We start from the raw sequence: 15,603 nt of genomic DNA, 5'->3' as shown, positions 1-15,603 counted from the left end.
CATGGCTCGCATCATCGGCGCTGAAACCGAATACGGCATTGCCACACCGGCGGATCTCACGCTTTCGCCGATCGTGAGCTCCACCCACGCAGTGGTCGCCTACGCGCTGAAACATCAGGCGCTACGTCGCTCTCGTTGGGATTTTGCCGCAGAATCTCCGCTTCGCGATGCCCGTGGCTTTGACCTGCGCCGCTACCACACTGTGCCAACCATCGACCCCAACGCCATTGGGGTTGCCAACGTAATGCTTCACAACGGCGGGCGCTTCTATGTCGATCATGCGCACCCTGAATATTCAACACCTGAAGTTACGAGTGCGATTGAAGCAGCTCGCTATGATGCAGCGGGCGACCTCGTGCTGCGAGGCGCTGCCGCCTTGTTGGAAGAACACACGCGAAGAAACGAATCCGTCCTCGACGGCCACGCCCCATGCCCAGCACTGAAGTTGTATAAGAACAACGTGGATGGCAAAGGTGCAAGCTACGGCGCGCACGAAAACTACTCCTATTCCAGAAGCACCCTTTTTGAAACACTCGCCCAGGCACTCATACCCTTCTTCATCGCCCGTATGGTGTTCATTGGGGCAGGAAGAGTAGGCAAGGGACCCCGAGGTGACGGTTCTGGGTTCCAGATTTCACAGCGGGCCGATTACATCGAACAGGCAATCTCGCTGGAAACGACGATGAACCGAGGAATCATCAATACTCGCGATGAATCCCACAGCAACGAGAAAACCGGAAGGCTTCACGTCATCATTGGCGACGCCAACATGTCGCATACCTCAATGCTACTGAAGTACGGGATGACCTCGCTGGTGCTCGACGCCATTGAACGCGGCGTGGACTTTTCTGATCTCAACCTGGAGGCTCCCGTCGAGGAAGTACGCAAAGTCTCCTACGACCTCACCTTGACCCATCGCATGCAACTGAGCAATGGAGAAGCACTCACTGCACTCGAGGTGCTGCAGCGCTACCGCGAAAGGGTCGAGGCAAGTACCCAGGAAGACGCGCACGTCTTGCAGGTCTGGGACGAGGTGGCATCGGCGCTGCAACGAGGACCGGAACATGCATCCGATCTGCTGGATTGGTGCGCAAAGCTGAGCCTCATCCGATCATTTGAGCAGCGTGGCGTGCCTATGGAAAGCCCCAAGATGCAGGCGATCGATCTGCAGTATACGGACATCGATCCAGCGAAATCGCTCTATCATGCGCTAGTGCGCAAAGGGCGCATGCGCGAGCTATTCACACACAATGAGCTGCACAAAGCACAGCAAGAACCGCCCACAGATACCCGCGCGTACTTCCGGGGCAAAGCCCAGTTATGCCCAGCGCTCGAAGCGGCCTCGTGGGAACGAATCACCATCAACGGCCAGGTGCTGCGCATTGCAGATCTGCGTCATCCCAATGCCAGCGACTGTCAACGCGCCGGGTTCGACGTGGAAGAGTTCGTATCGGGCACGGTGGACGTCGAAAAGCTTGAGCACATCTCGGGTGTGGAGCGGGTGGATGAACACTAGGCCTCCATGCCCGCAAAGGAAATACACTGCTACAAAAAGAGAAAGGACAGTTCATGGGTGGATCACAGGTGTACTCGGGTGGTACTCGTGACGAAGAGGAACACGAGGAACAGCAGGCGGGGCAAGCGCAAATTCATACCGAAGGCGTGGATGAGTTGCTCGATGAGATCGACGGCTTGTTGGAAAACAATGCAGAAGAATTTGTGCGCTCCTACGTGCAAAAGGGCGGGCAATAGGCCGTGAACGCAGGAGTTTTCGCTCGAAGAGTCACCGGCATCGAAACCGAATACGGCATCACATGCATCCAAGAAGGAGGTGCCAAGCGGCTGCCGGCTGAAGAAATTGCTCGGTATATGTTTCGTCCGGTGGTCGAGCAGTGGTCGAGCTCCAATGTCTTTCTCACCAACGGCTCCCGGCTCTACCTAGACGTGGGCAGCCACCCCGAAGTTGCGACTGCGGAATGCGACACGCTGAGCTCACTGATCGCGCATGAGCGCGCAGGCGATCGAATCGTTGATGAACTCGCCCGCAAAGCCGAGGATCGCCTTAATCAAGAAGGCATCGGCGGGCGAGTGTACCTGCTGAAAAACAATCTGGATTCCTTCGGCAACTCCTATGGCTGCCACGAAAACTACCTGGTGGGACGCTCTGCCGTGCTCAAGACTCTTGGCAAGCAACTGCTACCGTTCTTGATTACCCGCCAACTGATCTGCGGGGCGGGCAGCATTCAAGACGGCGCGTTCCAGATCTCTCAACGTGCCGATCACGTGTGGGAGGGTGTATCGAGCGCTACCACGCGCTCGAGACCAATCATCAATACCCGCGATGAACCGCACGCGGATTCGCACCAATACCGCAGATTGCATGTGATCGTCGGTGACTCGAACATGTCCGAAACGTCCGTGGCATTAAAGATCGGCACAACGCACTTGGTGCTGGAAATGATTGAGGCCGGGTGGGAGCTGCCGATCGAGGCGCTCGGGAACGAAATGCAGGCGATCCGGGATGTGAGCCGGGATACCAGTGGCCAAGTTCTCGTGGAACTCAGCGACGGCAGCAACCTCAGTGCGCTAGAAGTGCAGCGCCGCTACCAGGCCGCAGCAATCAAGTGGCTTGAACAGCGGCCCGATGAAGGAACCCCAAATGCGGAGATGGCAAAGGTCGTCTCGCTGTGGGGAGAAGTGCTGGACGCGATCGAACGCCAAGACTTCGCGCTACTTGGCAAGCACGTTGATTGGGCCATCAAGCTCGGCATACTTCGACAATTCCAGCGCCGACTCGGTCTTGACACCAACTCTTTTGAGCATCCCAAGCTCAAGCATATCGACCTGGCCTATCACGACATTAGGCCTGGTAGAGGGATTTTTCTTGCCCTGGAGGCCAAAGGAGTGGTGAGCCGCTGGATTGACGACGCTGCTATTGAAACCGCCACCAGCACTGCTCCGCGCACCACACGCGCTCATTTGCGCGGGCTTTTTCTGCACCATGCGCAAACACTCGGCGTGCCCGTGGCATGCGACTGGGTTCGCTTGAAAGTGCTTCGACCTGAGCCGCGCATAGTGGAACTCGCCGAGCCTTTGAGCAACAGCAACGAGGAAGTAGACCAGTTGCTCGCCGCCATGGATGCGTCCGCGGGACAACGATGAACGAAGCAATGAACGCTACAGCGATGAACGGGGCAACGTCGGGCGGACCGCTTCAAGGCGGATCTTCACGCGCGGGGAAAGCGACTGCGAAGGAGGATCGCACGGCCGAGCGGGTGGTGAATCTTCTTGCCACGCTCAGCAATTGGGCGCAAAAAAGTTCCGAGCCAGTGGATAGCAGTTGGCTGATCCAAAAAATTCCCGGATATTCCGAGCTGAAGGACCCAGCACGTAGGCTCCATCTCGACGTGTTGCTGCTGAATAAGGCGGGTGCGCCGGTGCGGGTGTTGAGCGAGTCAGGCAAGGCTACCCGTTATCAACTGCTGGATTCCGGGGAGACAGAAACCATCACCTTTGATGAAGAAGAGGCAAAAGTGATTGCCTTGGCCGCCAAGCTCGGTTCGGGCACACAACTTTCAGCGCTGTCGCGGGCAGGCTGGACCAAGATTGCAGCTGCGAACGACTTCGTTTCTGAACCCACCCAGCTCCGTGCGGTTGGCGATGACGCGTCCATCGCAGGTGAAGACTATGACCAGATTGTGCAGGCGATGGTGAAGAAGTCTCCCATCACATTTGAATATCGCCGAGACCCCCAGGCCGCGGTGCAGGCTCGTGAGATGGAGCCCTGGCACATCATTGCTCATGCACAGCGCAACTACCTTGTAGGTTTTGATCGCTCGCGGCGTGCGCCAAGAAGTTTCCGCATGACCCGCATCAGTAACGTTCGTCGTCTTGACGCTCAATCCGAACAACCGGTGCCCAGCATTAATGACGCCACCGAGCTGTTACTAGAGCAGCTTTCCTCGCAGAAGGTGACCGTGCGCTTCCGCGGCACTCCGGATCATGCGCTTGCCCAAGGTGCGGTCCCGCAAGGGGAGGAGTTCGAGCTTGTCGACGTCTCACGTGACTGGTTTATCCGTGAAGCCGCCCAAGCCGCACCTGAGATTGTGGTGACTGCCCCCGTAGATGTTCGCGAGGCTGTGCTGGCGTTGCTGCACCAGGCAGTGCAACACAGTCAGACGGAGGTGAATGTTGGTGAGCGATGATCGTTCCGGCAAGCTCAGTGATCTTGTGCGCATCCTTAACCTGGTGCAGTACTGGGAACAGCACCCCAATCTGGCGCTAAGCAGCGCAGCCGCCGATTTGGGTGTAGACGTTGCCCAACTCAAAGCCGATAGCAAGTTGCTCACCACTTGCGGCTTTGGCCAATACCCCGATGAGCTTTTCGATCTGCGAGTGGAAAATCGCGGGGTAGCGGTGATGAACAACCTCGGGCTCAATCGCCCGCTCAAACTCACCACTCTAGAGGCAAGTTCTTTGCTGCTTACCATGCAAACGCTGCAGGGAATTCCCGGTTTCGTGCAGAGTGAGGTGGTGGCGTCGGTTGCTGAAAAATTAAAGCGGCACCTGCGCGGCACCGAAGGAGCCTTCGATATTGCGTCGATTTCTCAACCCGTTGCGGACCCATCGCTTGTTTTGGTGTCCGAGGCGTTGAAGTCCAGGCGCAAAATCGCATTCGAATACCGCAACGTCCGCGGTGAGGTTCGAAGCTTTGAAGCCAGCGTGGCGAGCGTTGTCACAGCGCACGGCGCTACCTATTTCAAGGGCTACGTCGACGCCTTGGCGGGACACCGAATGTTCCGCGTCGATAGGATGAGCGAGGCGCACCTGCTTGAGTCTGCTGCAACTCCCCACATGGAATTGTCCAGCGCAAGAATTGATCCGGACGATGTATTTGGCTTCTCCTCGGCACCCGAACACGCCGTGTGCGAGTTGGCTGCAAAAGATGCATGGGTGCTGGAAGCCATCACAATCTCGGAAGTGCAGCGGCGCGGAGACGTCCTGCGCGTGACCATTCCGGTGGCAAATCGTGCATGGTTCGAAGGGTTCTTGGTGGCTAACGCCGATCGCGTGAGACTCCTTGAGCCCGACCATCTGCGGCAGGGAGTGCTCCATCGCGCGCAAAGAGCGCTAAACGCGTATGATGATCAACCGTAGTTTGCTTCCTGCGTGCTACGTTCATACTTTTCACTTCGACCTGCAATTTGCTGGGAGGACGCCGACATGTCAATCGGCCCATTGGAAATCGCAATCATCGTATTGCTGTTCGTTTTGCTCTTCGGTGCAAAGAAGCTTCCCGACGCTGCCCGTTCAATCGGACGTTCCGCTCGCATCTTCAAGTCCGAGATCAAGGAGATGAGCAACGACGATGAGCGTCACGAGGCGCAGCAGCGCCAAATCCACGCTCCGGCTCCTGTGCAACAGCCAAACATCGCTCAGCCCGGCGTAGCCCAGCCGCAGGCTCAGCAGTTGCCACAGCAACAGCAGCCCAATCAGCGTTAACATTCTTCCCACTCCCATGTCCTGGCCCGCGCCGGCACCATGGGGGTTTGTAGGTTTCAGGTGGCTCAGTTGAGCCTCACTTATGGATCGAGACGATGAACCAGCCCCGAGGATCACAGCGACCAAGAACGAAAAAGCGGTTGCGCAAGCGCAAGGTTAACGAAAATCCCCAAGCGGATATGTCCCTTGTGGAGCACTTGCAAGAGCTTCGAACCCGCGTAATCATCGCCTTGTTTGCCATCGCGATTGGCACTGTCATCGGCTTCATCTGGTACCAAGTCAGCATTCCCGGTATCCCATCACTCGGCGATATTCTGCGCGGACCGTACTGCCGTATTTCGCCAGAACTCAGAGCAGATTTGACTAGGGACGGCGAATGCCGCCTCATTGCAACGGCTCCCTTTGAGATGTTCATGCTGCGCTTGAAAGTCGGCGCGCTCGCTGGCATCGTCTTTTCCTCCCCGGTGTGGCTCTGGCAGATTTGGGCCTTTGTAGCACCCGGCATGATGAAGAATGAACGTCGCGTAAGTGTCGCCTTCATCAGCGTTGCAGTGCTGCTTTTTGTCCTGGGCGCATTGATCGCCTACTGGGTAATCGCTTTCGGCCTCGAGCTCTTTTTGGGGCTTGGCCGGGATGTTCAGATCACTGCACTCTCTGGTGCGCTCTATTTCAAGTTCCTGCTCACGTCCTTGATCATTTTCGGGATCAGCTTCGAGGTTCCCCTCTTTGTGGTGGCCCTGAACATGTTCGGGTTGCTTCACTATGAGGCGGTCAAAGGCAAACGCCGTTTCGTGATCATGACACTGTTCGTGATTGCCGCAGTGATTACACCAGGTCAAGATATCGTCGGCATGACAGTGCTGGGTGGATCCCTCTCATTGCTGGTGGAAATGGCCTTCCAATTCATGCGGTGGAACGACAAACGCCGCAAGATTGAGCGCCCCGCTTGGCTTGACGTTGATGACGAGCAAGCCTCTGCATTAGAGCCAGATCACGACGTCTTCTCAGGCCCATCAGGTGCAGTTGGTGCATCAGGAGATATTCGTTCCTCCGGGCCAATTGAGGCGCTCTCCTCACTGTATGAGCCCAGCGAAACCACACGTCCAGCGCCGATTCAGCAGCCAGCGCCCATCGATCAGCGCTCCAATTTCGATGACGTGATTTAGCCACTAGAGCCTTGGGGACGATGCTTCTCGGGGGTAGCACTGTAGCCTATGAAGCATCATGGCTAACCATTTGCAAGAGTTCCAAGCCCGGCAATCTTTTCCCCTCGATCCCTTTCAGCGCACAGCGTGCGAGGCCATCGAAGAAGACCGTGGGGTTCTCGTCTGTGCGCCCACCGGTGCGGGAAAGACGATTGTCGGAGAGTTTGCTGTATCCCTCGCGCTCTCACGCGGCACGAAATGCTTTTACACCACACCAATCAAGGCGCTGAGCAATCAGAAGTTCCACGACTTAGTAGAGACACATGGAGCCGAAAACGTCGGATTGCTCACTGGCGATGTCTCGATCAACCACGATGCCGATGTGGTGGTGATGACCACCGAGGTGCTGCGGAATATGATCTACGCGCAGTCCGCCACCCTGGACAGGCTCAGCCACGTGGTCATGGACGAGATCCACTTCCTTGCGGATCGTTCCCGGGGCGCGGTGTGGGAAGAGGCGATTTTGAACCTTGATGAGGGCGTCCGCGTCATCGGATTATCGGCTACCGTGAGCAATTCAGAGGAGTTCGGGCGTTGGCTCAACGCGGTTCGTGGTGATACTGAAGTCATTGTGGACGAGCACCGGCCAATTCCGCTTCGTCAATGGATGATGGTGGGCAAGCGCGTGCACCCGCTGTTTGAGGAAGGCAGCGGCGGCGAAGTCAATGGCCGCCTGGCGGCGCACATCGAGCGCATCGAGGGCGTAGAAGATACCGCCTGGAAACGAGCGTCCAGCGGAGGATTTCGCTCACGTACACCAGGCCGTGGGACGAAACCATCACGCTCAGGTGCTCCCAGATCACGTGATCGCTACCGTCCGATAGGGCGACCCGAAATGCTCTCGATTCTGGACGAACTCGAAATGCTGCCGGCAATCACCTTTATTTTTTCACGTGCTGGTTGTGATGCCGCATTGTTCCAATGCCAGCGTTCCCACTTGGTGCTCACCTCCGATGAAGAGGCTGCAGAAATTGCCCGAATCGTGGACGCCGGCGTGGAAGAGATCCCCGAGGATGACCTCAAGGTACTTGGCTTTAGGCAATGGAAGGCCGCGCTGCAGCGCGGTTTTGCGGCACACCATGCCGGCATGCTGCCAGCATTTCGGCACATCGTAGAAACCCTTTTTGTCAAAGGGTTGGTTCGAGCCGTCTTTGCCACCGAGACGCTCGCTCTCGGTATTAACATGCCAGCTCGGACGGTCGTGTTAGAAAAATTGGTGAAGTTTGACGGCGAGGGGCACGTGGATCTCACCCCAGGTCAGTACACACAATTGACCGGCCGTGCGGGGCGTCGTGGCATCGATACGATCGGCAACGCAGTGGTGCAATGGGCCCCTGCAATGGATCCGCGTCAAGTGGCAGGACTTGCTTCAACCCGCACGTACCCGCTGAACTCCACCTTCACCCCCGGTTACAACATGAGTGTCAACCTGCTGCAGACCATGGGCTTTGACGCTGCCCACAGGCTCATTGACATGTCCTTCGCCCAGTTCCAAGCAGATGGTTCAGTGGTGGAAGAAGTCCGAGCACTTGAACAAGCGGAACAAAAACATGCCAAGGCCAGAAGGCACATCGAAGCGCTCGTTGAGCAACTGGCACCAGGCAGCAACACTCCGGTTGACGACATCATCGAGTACGTGGATCTGCGGGCACGCCTGAGCGACGAGGAAAAACGGGCACACCGTCACAACATTGAGCAGAGAGAACAAGAGATCATCAAGGTGCTAGGGCGAGCACAGCTTGGCGACGTCCTCGCGGTGCCCTCCAAAAAGAGACCAAAGCTCGCTTTGGTCGTTCAACCTGCAAGTTCGCAGCGTGATCCGCGACCCTGGGTCACGTTCGAAGACGGCTATTCGGCAAGAATCGACGCCACGCAATTCGCCATGCCGCCCATCACCATCGGCGCAACTCGAGTGCCTCGACCCGCCGTTGCACACCCGCGTAAACACGCGCGCCTAGCCGTGCAGGCCTTGGCCAAATTCGGGGCTAAACGGCCCAAGTCATTAAAAACGAAGCCTCGCCAGCGGCCAACTGCTTTGCAAAAAGAGCTCAAAGCAGCCCTTAAAGCGCACCCGGTCCACCACTGGGCGGATCGAGAACTGTTTGCCCGCGAAGCCCACGCGTATGTGAGGGCTGCGGGGGACGTCGAAAAGCTCCGGCAGCGGATCGGCCAAGCCACTGACAGCCTGGGTAAACAATTCGACCGCATTTTGGATCTGCTGGAATACCTCGATTACGTGGAAATCAGTGAGGGACAACCCGTGGTGACCGCCGAAGGTGAAAACTTGGCTAAGATCCACAGCGAGTCGGACCTGTTGGTGGCGCAATGCCTTAAGCGTGGCATCTGGAATGAGTTGGATCCAGCAGAATTGGCCGGGGTGGTGAGCATGTGCACCTTTGAAAATCGTCGGGAAACGCAGGGGTCGCCGGAAGCCGCCACGGAAACCATGGCCACTGCAATGAATGGAACATGGCGCCTGTGGGAGGAACTCGGCGTGGATGAACAGCGCCATCAGCTCCCAATTTCCAAGGAACCTGACGCGGGCTTTGCCTTGGCCATGCATCAATGGACCGCAGGTGCGCCGTTGGAATATTGTATGCAGGCCGCCGCACAATCCGGTGCTGAACTGACGCCCGGCGACTTCGTCCGCCAAGCCCGTCAGGTGATTGACCTGCTCGAACAAGTGCGCAAGACCGCATACAACGACGAACTGCCGCGCACCGCCCGGCAGGCGATCGACGCTATTCGACGCGGCGTGGTGGCCATCGGAGCCTAACGCATTAGCAGCCCGAGCAAAGGTAAGATCGTGCCTTATGAAAGCGCCTTCGAACACCGCCGCGAGGCGGGCCGAGCATGCGATGCAACCCGAAGCCAAAGCACCGGAAAACCACCTAACCGTGGTTGGGCTGCCAGCGGCGGGTATGGCCGAGCTCGGCGCCAGTGCCATTGAAGCTCTCGCGAAAGCGGAAGTGGTGATTGGATCCTGGCGCCAGCTTAATCTGGTGGATTGCGGCAATGCTGAGAAAAAGCCCTGGCCTTCTCCGCTTCGCCCATCCATCGTGCCGATGTTTGAGAAGCTGCGCGGTCGACGCGTAGTAGTGCTCGGCAGTGGCGACCCAATGTTCCACGGCATTGGCACCACCTTGCATGCTGTGCTGGAAGATTGGTCAATCGATGTCATCCCACACGCCTCTAGCGTGTCACTGGCGTGCGCTCGGCTCGGTTGGGCGGCCGAACATACCCCGGTGTACAGCCTCACCACCCATAGCATTGAAGGGGTGCTCGTCCACGCGGAGCGTAACCAACGTTTCCTGGTACTGGGAGCCGATGAGGCCTCCCCTGAAGCCATTTGCGATGTGCTCCACCGGGCCGGTGTGGAGGCAGAAGTGAGCGTGCTCAGCGACCTCGGCAGTAGCGATGAGCAGATACGCTTTGGCACCGCCGCTCAGCCACCAGAGGTGGTGAGCTCCTTGAATATCATTGCCCTCAGCCATATCCGCGCGCCCCATGCCGCTTCGCTGGCGCCGGGTTTGAGTGATGACAGCTTTGAACACGACGGGCAAATTAGCAAGCGCTACGTCAGAGCCCTCACAGTGTCTGCTATTGCACCAATGCCCGGGGAACATCTATGGGACATCGGGGGAGGATCGGGCTCAGTCACCATTGAGTGCTTGCGTCTTGAGCCCAGTCTTCGCGCCACAGTCTTTGAGGCTGACGATGAGCGGCGCCAACGCATTCTTCGCAACGCTCATCGTTTCGGGGTGAGTGATCGCTTGGTAGTTGTGGGGGCGGCTCCCGGCGCATTCGATCAGGCCCCGCAAGCCAGTGTGGTGTTTGTCGGAGGCGGATTGACCCAAGAAGGCATGTGGCCTCAACTATGGGCCGAATTGCCGGCTGGGGTTCGAGTGGTTGCCAACGCGGTGACCGTCGAATCGCTGGCCATGTTGATTGATCTACAGCAACGCCACGGTGGTGAATTAGCCACCTTCCAGGTTTCTTCTCAGCATCCGGTAGGAAGCTTCCACGCTTTCAAGCCCGCGTTGCCCGTGACCCAGTGGACAGTGCAGAAAGGGAATCACGCATGACCGTCTATTTCATTGGAGCAGGCCCCGGTGCCGAAGATCTCCTGACACTTCGCGCACACCGCTTAATTCAGCAGTGCCAAGTGTGCCTGTACGCAGGTTCAATTGTCCCCGAATCAGTGCTGGCGGCTACACCGGACAACGCTCGTCTGATCAACACCGCTCGCATGCCCCTCGACGCGATCACTGAGGAAATTCAGCGTGCTCATGCTGAAGGACTAGACGTGGCACGGCTGCAATCGGGAGACCCCTCGGTGTATTCCGCGCTAGCCGAACAAGCCCGCCGCCTCACGGTTCTCGGCATCGATTACGAAATCGTTCCGGGTGTGCCGGCGTTCGCTGCTGCGGCGGCCGCGTTGGGGCATGAATTGACCGTGCCAACCGTGGGGCAGACCGTGGTGCTTACCCGGGTGTCGGGTCGCGCCTCAACCATGCCCGAGCGCGAGAACCTACCTGATCTGGCTCGATCCCACGCCACCTTGTGTATCCACCTTGCGGCGCACGATATCGAGCGCGTGGTAACAGAACTCAGTCCCGAATACGGCGAGTCCTGCCCAGTGGCGGTGGTGGCGTTTGCCTCCAGGCCGAATGAGCACATCGTGCGCGGAACCCTGGCCGATATTGCGCAGAAGGTTCACGAAGCCGGGATTTCCCGCACCGCAGTCATTATCGTTGGATCGGTTTTAGGCGCCGAGGGGTTCCCGGATTCTTATCTCTACTCCGATGATCGCCCACGAGACGCAGAGGGAAGGACCATTCCATGCGTGCACTAATTCTTGGCGGTACCGCAGAGGCGCGTGAAGTCGCAGCACTGCTCAAGGGGCAAGGGTGGCACGTTACCTCATCATTGGCGGGTAGAGTTGCGAATCCGCGTCTACCTGTCGGAGAAGTTCGCATTGGCGGCTTCGGTGGCCCTGCGGGGCTTGCGCGTTGGCTGATTCACAACGGGATTGAGGTCATCATTGACGCAACCCACCCTTATGCAGAAAAGATCAGTATTTCTGCATCCGAGGCCAGCCGTGCAACGGGAGTACCACTGATTGCTCTGCACCGACCGGCGTGGGAACCTGGGCCAAAAGATCGTTGGCGCATGGTCTCCACCATGGAGGAGGCCGCAACGCTGGTTGCTCGCGAATATCACCACATCTTGCTCACGATCGGGCGCCAAAAACTCGCCCCTTTCGCCGCCGATCCTCACAACCTGTACGTGATTCGTGCCGTTGATCCGCCGAGCGTAGCGCTCCCGGCGCGTCACCGGGTGTTGCTCAGCCGCGGCCCGTTCACGGTTGAAGCCGAGAAGAAGTTGATGATCGACAATCAGATCGACGCCGTGGTAACCAAGAACTCCGGTGGCGCAATGACTGAAGCAAAACTTGAGGCCGCACGATCGCTTGGCATCGACGTCGTTATGGTGCAGCGACCAAAACTTCCCTCGGCCACCGTCCACGTGAGCACAGTGGAGGAAGTAGCCAAGGTGATTGATCGGCTCTAGCCGTAATAACGGGAGGTGTAGACCCTGGTTCCTTGGGCAGATTCGTACACCTTCGTGGTTGAGGCTCCGAAAATGACCATGGTCCGCATATCCACGATCGAGGGATCGAAAGCCTCCAACGTTGTTACCGTCACTGATTCTTGCTCGGAGCCGACTGCCCTAGCGACGATCACCGGGGTGGATGGTTCTTGCACCTGCGCTACTAGTTGGGCCACCCGCTCAATTTGCCAGCGGCGCTCTTTAGACGCCGGGTTGTAACAAGCAAACGCCATATCTGCTCCCGCCAGCGCTTTGACTCGGCGTTCCACGATCTCAAATGGCTTGAGCCTGTTGGACAATGAGATCATGCCGAAATCATGACCCAGTGGAGCGCCCACTCGGGACGCCACCGCTTGCGCCGCAGTCATGCCCGGTACGATGCGCACCGGCACATCACGAAATTGCTCATCCTCTGCAACTTCAAGCACCGCGGCTGCCATGGCGAAGACGCCGGGATCACCGGAGGAAACCACAGCTACCTTGCGCCCACGCTTCGCCAGATCCAAGGCCATAGCCGCGCGCTCAGCTTCTACCTTGTTGTCGGAAAGGTGATGGCGTTGACCTTGGCGTTGGGGGACTCTACGAACATACGTTGAATACCCCACCACGTCAGTGGCGCTACGAAGCTCAGCGATAACCTCCGGCGTTGTCCATCGGTGTGCTCCGGGGCCAAGGCCCACGACCACAACCTCGCCCCGCGAGGCCTCCGACGGCTCCGATGAGGCGATCGTTGAGGGCACCACTGCGACTGAGAAGTAGGGGACTTCTTCAGCTTTCGCCTCCAACAGCGGAAAGATGCGCTGATCTTTCATACTGGCGCGAACCACAACGTGTGCACGGTGTGCAACGCCGGCTTCTATCATCGCTGTGCGTACTGTTTCGAAGGTGCGGCCGAGCTTCATCACAACTGCTGAATCGGCCATGCGCAGATGGGTGGCAAGTTCCTGCGGATCCAAAGTCCCCGGCACAATACAGACCGTCTCTTTGTCTTCACTCAACGGCAATTCCAGGGCGTCGGCCGCAGCGGTGATGGATGGGATCCCTGGGATGACCTGCGCCGGATAGTCTTGAGCAAGCGCACGGTGCAAGTGCTGGTAGGAGCTGTATAGCATGGGATCGCCCAGCGCGAGTACCACCACTGTTTCTCCCGACGCCAAGTGCGCAGCCAGGCGGCTCGTTGCCTCGGCGTAGAAATCAGCGAGCGCGCCCGCATATCCTCCGGGGTGATCAGTGCTGCCCGTGGTGACTGGATATTCCAGTACTTCAATGCGTTGTTCATCGCTGATGTACTCTGCAGCGATGCTCGCTGCAGTGGAGGTGCCACCAGGCTTGCAGTGATAACAGATCACATCGGCTGTTTGGATTGCTTTGACTGCCTTGATGGTGAGCAGCTCCGGATCCCCCGGGCCTACACCAACGCCGATGAGTGTGCCTTTCATCCCAGGATCTCCTGTTCCGTTGCAAGGGCATTGATAGCTGCACATGTGATGGCGGATCCGCCTCGGCGTCCATGCACAGTGATGTATTCGGTGCCAAGATCACGTGCCACTTGCGCCAGCGCTTCCTTGGACTCGGTGGCGCCGACAAAACCAACAGGGATGCCCAGGATCACCGATGGTCGCGGGCGTGAAGCGTCTTCTTCCAGCCAATTGAGCAAGTGGAACAGTGCCGTGGGGGCGTTACCGATGGCCACCACAGCACCTTCAAGGCGCGGTTCCCAGAGCTCGACGGCTGCAGCGCTTCGTGTTGTTCCTAATTTGGCTGCTAGCTTAGGCGTTTCGGGGTCTTTAAGAAGACAAAGCACCTCATTGTTGGCTGGTAGTCGCCTGCGAGTGACACCGCTGGCCACCATATTGACGTCGCACAATATGGGGGCTCCTTGTTGCAGAGCCGAACGCCCAGCGGAGACAGCCTCCGCACTCATGGCAATGTCTTGAGCCAAATCGACGGCACCCGCGGCATGAATCATCCGAACAGCAATGGTTTGCTGCAAGGGATCGAATGATCGAAGATCGGATTCCTGGCGGATCATGGCAAAAGATTGCCGGTATATGGCGTTGCCATCGGTTTCGTACTCAAAGCTCATCGTTGGGCTACCTCATATTCACCGTCGCCGGTGGCAACGTATTCAGTGTGTGCGGATAGTGGATGGCCGCAGCGGCGGTCGCACCCGGAAAAGTGTACAAGCCCATCGATTGCCTTACCCGATGCCACCAGCGCGTGCGCGTCTGCTTGAGTATGAGACATGGACTTCTCGCAACCCGGAAGCCCTGTGCAAGCGGTGACCTTCAGCCAAGGTGAGTCTTCATCAAAAATCAATCCAAGTGGCGCTAGTACCTTCACCACTGCTTCGGCATCCCCTTCGTTGAGACCGTGGATCACCAAGGAAGCCCAGGGAGTGATGGCGGTATCGGCCCCGATGGCGCTGAGCATCTCCGCGACCTGTGCGCTCAGGAACCCGAAGCGCAGGCCCGCGCCAAGTGCCACAGTGTCGCCGTCCTGTATCCACCCAATCGGTCGCGCTGATCCATCGTGGATCTTCAGTGCCTGATGCGCAGTTCCAAGCGAGAACTGCTGCTTGAGCTCACGTGCGATGAGATTGCGAGCCTCGGCATTTTCTTGAAGGCGCCAAGTGGACGTACGCTGGCGTTGCCATACCTCGGCAGCAGTGAGCATCGCCTGCACCACATGATCCTCGTCCTCAATGTGGATACCGGCGTCAACACCTCCAAGCATGAGTCCATAACCATCCCCTTGCCGCTGGACGCCAAAATCGGGGCGCTGGCTCAGGATGTCTCCGCTGCCATCGTCAAAACCAAACAGTGTCCTCCCGGACAAGCCTGCAACGGTGTCGTTTGCTAAGAGTGCAGCGTCTAGATCCTGGCAAAGCTGCCACAGTTCGGGGGAGAGGGGAGAGGACAGGATGTTTCTAATCTTGTCGTGAGCCCGCGAGGGTAGGAAGCCTACGGCTTCCACGTGCTCGGCAAAAGCTATTTCGTCTTCGATTCCGCGGAACTGCATATTGCCGCGGGTGGTGATGTGTACGGTGGCGTCGCCAAGCTCCCTGGAAATTCGGGCAATGTGCCCCCAGTCCTCGGCGCGAACACGCCCGCCGGGGAAGCGGATTCTCCCGATCGCGCCATCGACTGCGTGATGCAGCTTTAACGCGCCAGGGCACATGTCGGATCGGGTTCGATCCGGGTGCGCGACTAATTGCATGGGTTGCGAACTGGTCATGGGTGCCATGCTAGTACGTCTCAGGTTGGGAACCGTGAGTGCGGAA

The 15,603-nt window shown here is 58.1% G+C and carries 14 protein-coding genes; 11 read left to right on the top strand and 3 right to left on the bottom strand.

Translation table 11 applies throughout. The features are described from left to right. Position 1 precedes the first annotated feature (1 nt). The 11 genes from dop to CGERO_RS05435 all read left to right on the top strand — a co-directional run bounded on the left by dop (position 2) and on the right by CGERO_RS05435 (position 12,281). The gene (gene dop / locus CGERO_RS05485; RefSeq protein WP_123934005.1) at positions 2-1,516 is read left to right on the top strand and encodes a depupylase/deamidase Dop; all 1,515 of its coding nucleotides are present in this window, start codon (positions 2-4) and stop codon (positions 1,514-1,516) included. Between the two features lie 53 nt (positions 1,517-1,569). Then, positions 1,570-1,752 (top strand): ubiquitin-like protein Pup, encoded by a 183-nt coding sequence (locus tag CGERO_RS05480; protein ID WP_123934003.1) that lies wholly within the window; start codon positions 1,570-1,572, stop codon positions 1,750-1,752. A 3-nt stretch (positions 1,753-1,755) separates the two neighbouring features. Next, the gene (gene pafA / locus CGERO_RS05475) at positions 1,756-3,162 is read left to right on the top strand and encodes a Pup--protein ligase (RefSeq protein WP_123934001.1); all 1,407 of its coding nucleotides are present in this window, start codon (positions 1,756-1,758) and stop codon (positions 3,160-3,162) included. 8 nt (positions 3,163-3,170) lie between these two features. Continuing rightward, positions 3,171-4,205, top strand: a complete 1,035-nt coding sequence (locus tag CGERO_RS05470) for a helix-turn-helix transcriptional regulator (RefSeq protein WP_164470270.1) — start codon at positions 3,171-3,173, stop codon at positions 4,203-4,205. Further along, a complete protein-coding gene (locus tag CGERO_RS05465) occupies positions 4,195-5,157 on the top strand; it encodes a WYL domain-containing transcriptional regulator (RefSeq protein ID WP_164470269.1) in 963 nt (320 codons plus the stop codon). The genes CGERO_RS05470 and CGERO_RS05465 overlap by 11 nt, the downstream gene beginning before the upstream one ends. 66 nt (positions 5,158-5,223) lie before the next feature. Continuing rightward, positions 5,224-5,502 (top strand): Sec-independent protein translocase subunit TatA, encoded by a 279-nt coding sequence (tatA, locus tag CGERO_RS05460; protein WP_123933995.1) that lies wholly within the window; start codon positions 5,224-5,226, stop codon positions 5,500-5,502. Between the two features lie 95 nt (positions 5,503-5,597). Further along, entirely contained in the window at positions 5,598-6,668 is a 1,071-nt protein-coding gene (tatC, locus tag CGERO_RS05455; protein ID WP_123933993.1) for a twin-arginine translocase subunit TatC, read from the top strand. Positions 6,669-6,726: 58 nt separating this feature from the next. Further along, a complete protein-coding gene (locus CGERO_RS05450) occupies positions 6,727-9,483 on the top strand; it encodes a DEAD/DEAH box helicase (protein ID WP_123933991.1) in 2,757 nt (918 codons plus the stop codon). Between the two features lie 37 nt (positions 9,484-9,520). Beyond that, positions 9,521-10,792 carry a precorrin-6y C5,15-methyltransferase (decarboxylating) subunit CbiE gene (gene cbiE / locus CGERO_RS05445; protein ID WP_245998784.1) on the top strand — a complete coding sequence of 424 codons (1,272 nt, stop codon included), beginning with the start codon at positions 9,521-9,523 and terminating at the stop codon, positions 10,790-10,792. Continuing rightward, positions 10,789-11,562 carry a precorrin-4 C(11)-methyltransferase gene (gene cobM / locus CGERO_RS05440; RefSeq protein ID WP_123933989.1) on the top strand — a complete coding sequence of 258 codons (774 nt, stop codon included), beginning with the start codon at positions 10,789-10,791 and terminating at the stop codon, positions 11,560-11,562. The genes cbiE and cobM overlap by 4 nt, the downstream gene beginning before the upstream one ends. Then, a complete protein-coding gene (locus CGERO_RS05435; protein ID WP_123933987.1) occupies positions 11,550-12,281 on the top strand; it encodes a cobalt-precorrin-6A reductase in 732 nt (243 codons plus the stop codon). Before cobM ends, CGERO_RS05435 begins: the two co-directional genes overlap by 13 nt. On the opposite strand, the gene cobJ is transcribed toward CGERO_RS05435, so the two are convergent. The 3 genes from cobJ to CGERO_RS05420 are packed head-to-tail and all read right to left on the bottom strand — an operon-like array spanning position 12,278 to position 15,566. After that, positions 12,278-13,759 (bottom strand): precorrin-3B C(17)-methyltransferase, encoded by a 1,482-nt coding sequence (gene cobJ / locus CGERO_RS05430; protein ID WP_123933985.1) that lies wholly within the window; start codon positions 13,757-13,759, stop codon positions 12,278-12,280. The genes CGERO_RS05435 and cobJ overlap by 4 nt on opposite strands. Then, positions 13,756-14,406: a precorrin-8X methylmutase gene (locus tag CGERO_RS05425; protein ID WP_123933983.1), complete on the bottom strand. Its 651-nt coding sequence runs from the start codon at positions 14,404-14,406 to the stop codon at positions 13,756-13,758. The genes cobJ and CGERO_RS05425 overlap by 4 nt, the downstream gene beginning before the upstream one ends. Beyond that, positions 14,403-15,566, bottom strand: coding sequence for a precorrin-3B synthase (locus CGERO_RS05420; protein ID WP_245998783.1), 1,164 nt, complete (start codon positions 15,564-15,566; stop codon positions 14,403-14,405). The genes CGERO_RS05425 and CGERO_RS05420 overlap by 4 nt, the downstream gene beginning before the upstream one ends. Between the last annotated feature and the right edge of the window lie 37 nt (positions 15,567-15,603).

Source organism: Corynebacterium gerontici, from assembly GCF_003813985.1.
GTDB lineage: Bacteria > Actinomycetota > Actinomycetes > Mycobacteriales > Mycobacteriaceae > Corynebacterium > Corynebacterium gerontici.
Note: the sequence above shows the minus strand (reverse complement) of the source record. Positions and strands in the feature narration are given on the sequence as shown.

What these genes read in the sequence shown, in the direction of transcription:
- dop (WP_123934005.1), top strand. Translation starts at nt 2, where the DNA reads ATGGCTCGCATCATCGGCGCTGAAACCGAATACGGCATTGCCACACCG.
- CGERO_RS05480 (WP_123934003.1), top strand. Translation starts at nt 1,570, where the DNA reads ATGGGTGGATCACAGGTGTACTCGGGTGGTACTCGTGACGAAGAGGAA.
- CGERO_RS05470 (WP_164470270.1), top strand. Translation starts at nt 3,171, where the DNA reads ATGAACGCTACAGCGATGAACGGGGCAACGTCGGGCGGACCGCTTCAA.
- tatA (WP_123933995.1), top strand. Translation starts at nt 5,224, where the DNA reads ATGTCAATCGGCCCATTGGAAATCGCAATCATCGTATTGCTGTTCGTT.
- tatC (WP_123933993.1), top strand. Translation starts at nt 5,598, where the DNA reads ATGAACCAGCCCCGAGGATCACAGCGACCAAGAACGAAAAAGCGGTTG.
- CGERO_RS05450 (WP_123933991.1), top strand. Translation starts at nt 6,727, where the DNA reads ATGGCTAACCATTTGCAAGAGTTCCAAGCCCGGCAATCTTTTCCCCTC.
- cbiE (WP_245998784.1), top strand. Translation starts at nt 9,521, where the DNA reads ATGAAAGCGCCTTCGAACACCGCCGCGAGGCGGGCCGAGCATGCGATG.
- cobM (WP_123933989.1), top strand. Translation starts at nt 10,789, where the DNA reads ATGACCGTCTATTTCATTGGAGCAGGCCCCGGTGCCGAAGATCTCCTG.
- CGERO_RS05435 (WP_123933987.1), top strand. Translation starts at nt 11,550, where the DNA reads ATGCGTGCACTAATTCTTGGCGGTACCGCAGAGGCGCGTGAAGTCGCA.
- cobJ (WP_123933985.1), bottom strand. Translation starts at nt 13,759, where the DNA reads ATGAAAGGCACACTCATCGGCGTTGGTGTAGGCCCGGGGGATCCGGAG.
- CGERO_RS05425 (WP_123933983.1), bottom strand. Translation starts at nt 14,406, where the DNA reads ATGAGCTTTGAGTACGAAACCGATGGCAACGCCATATACCGGCAATCT.
- CGERO_RS05420 (WP_245998783.1), bottom strand. Translation starts at nt 15,566, where the DNA reads ATGGCACCCATGACCAGTTCGCAACCCATGCAATTAGTCGCGCACCCG.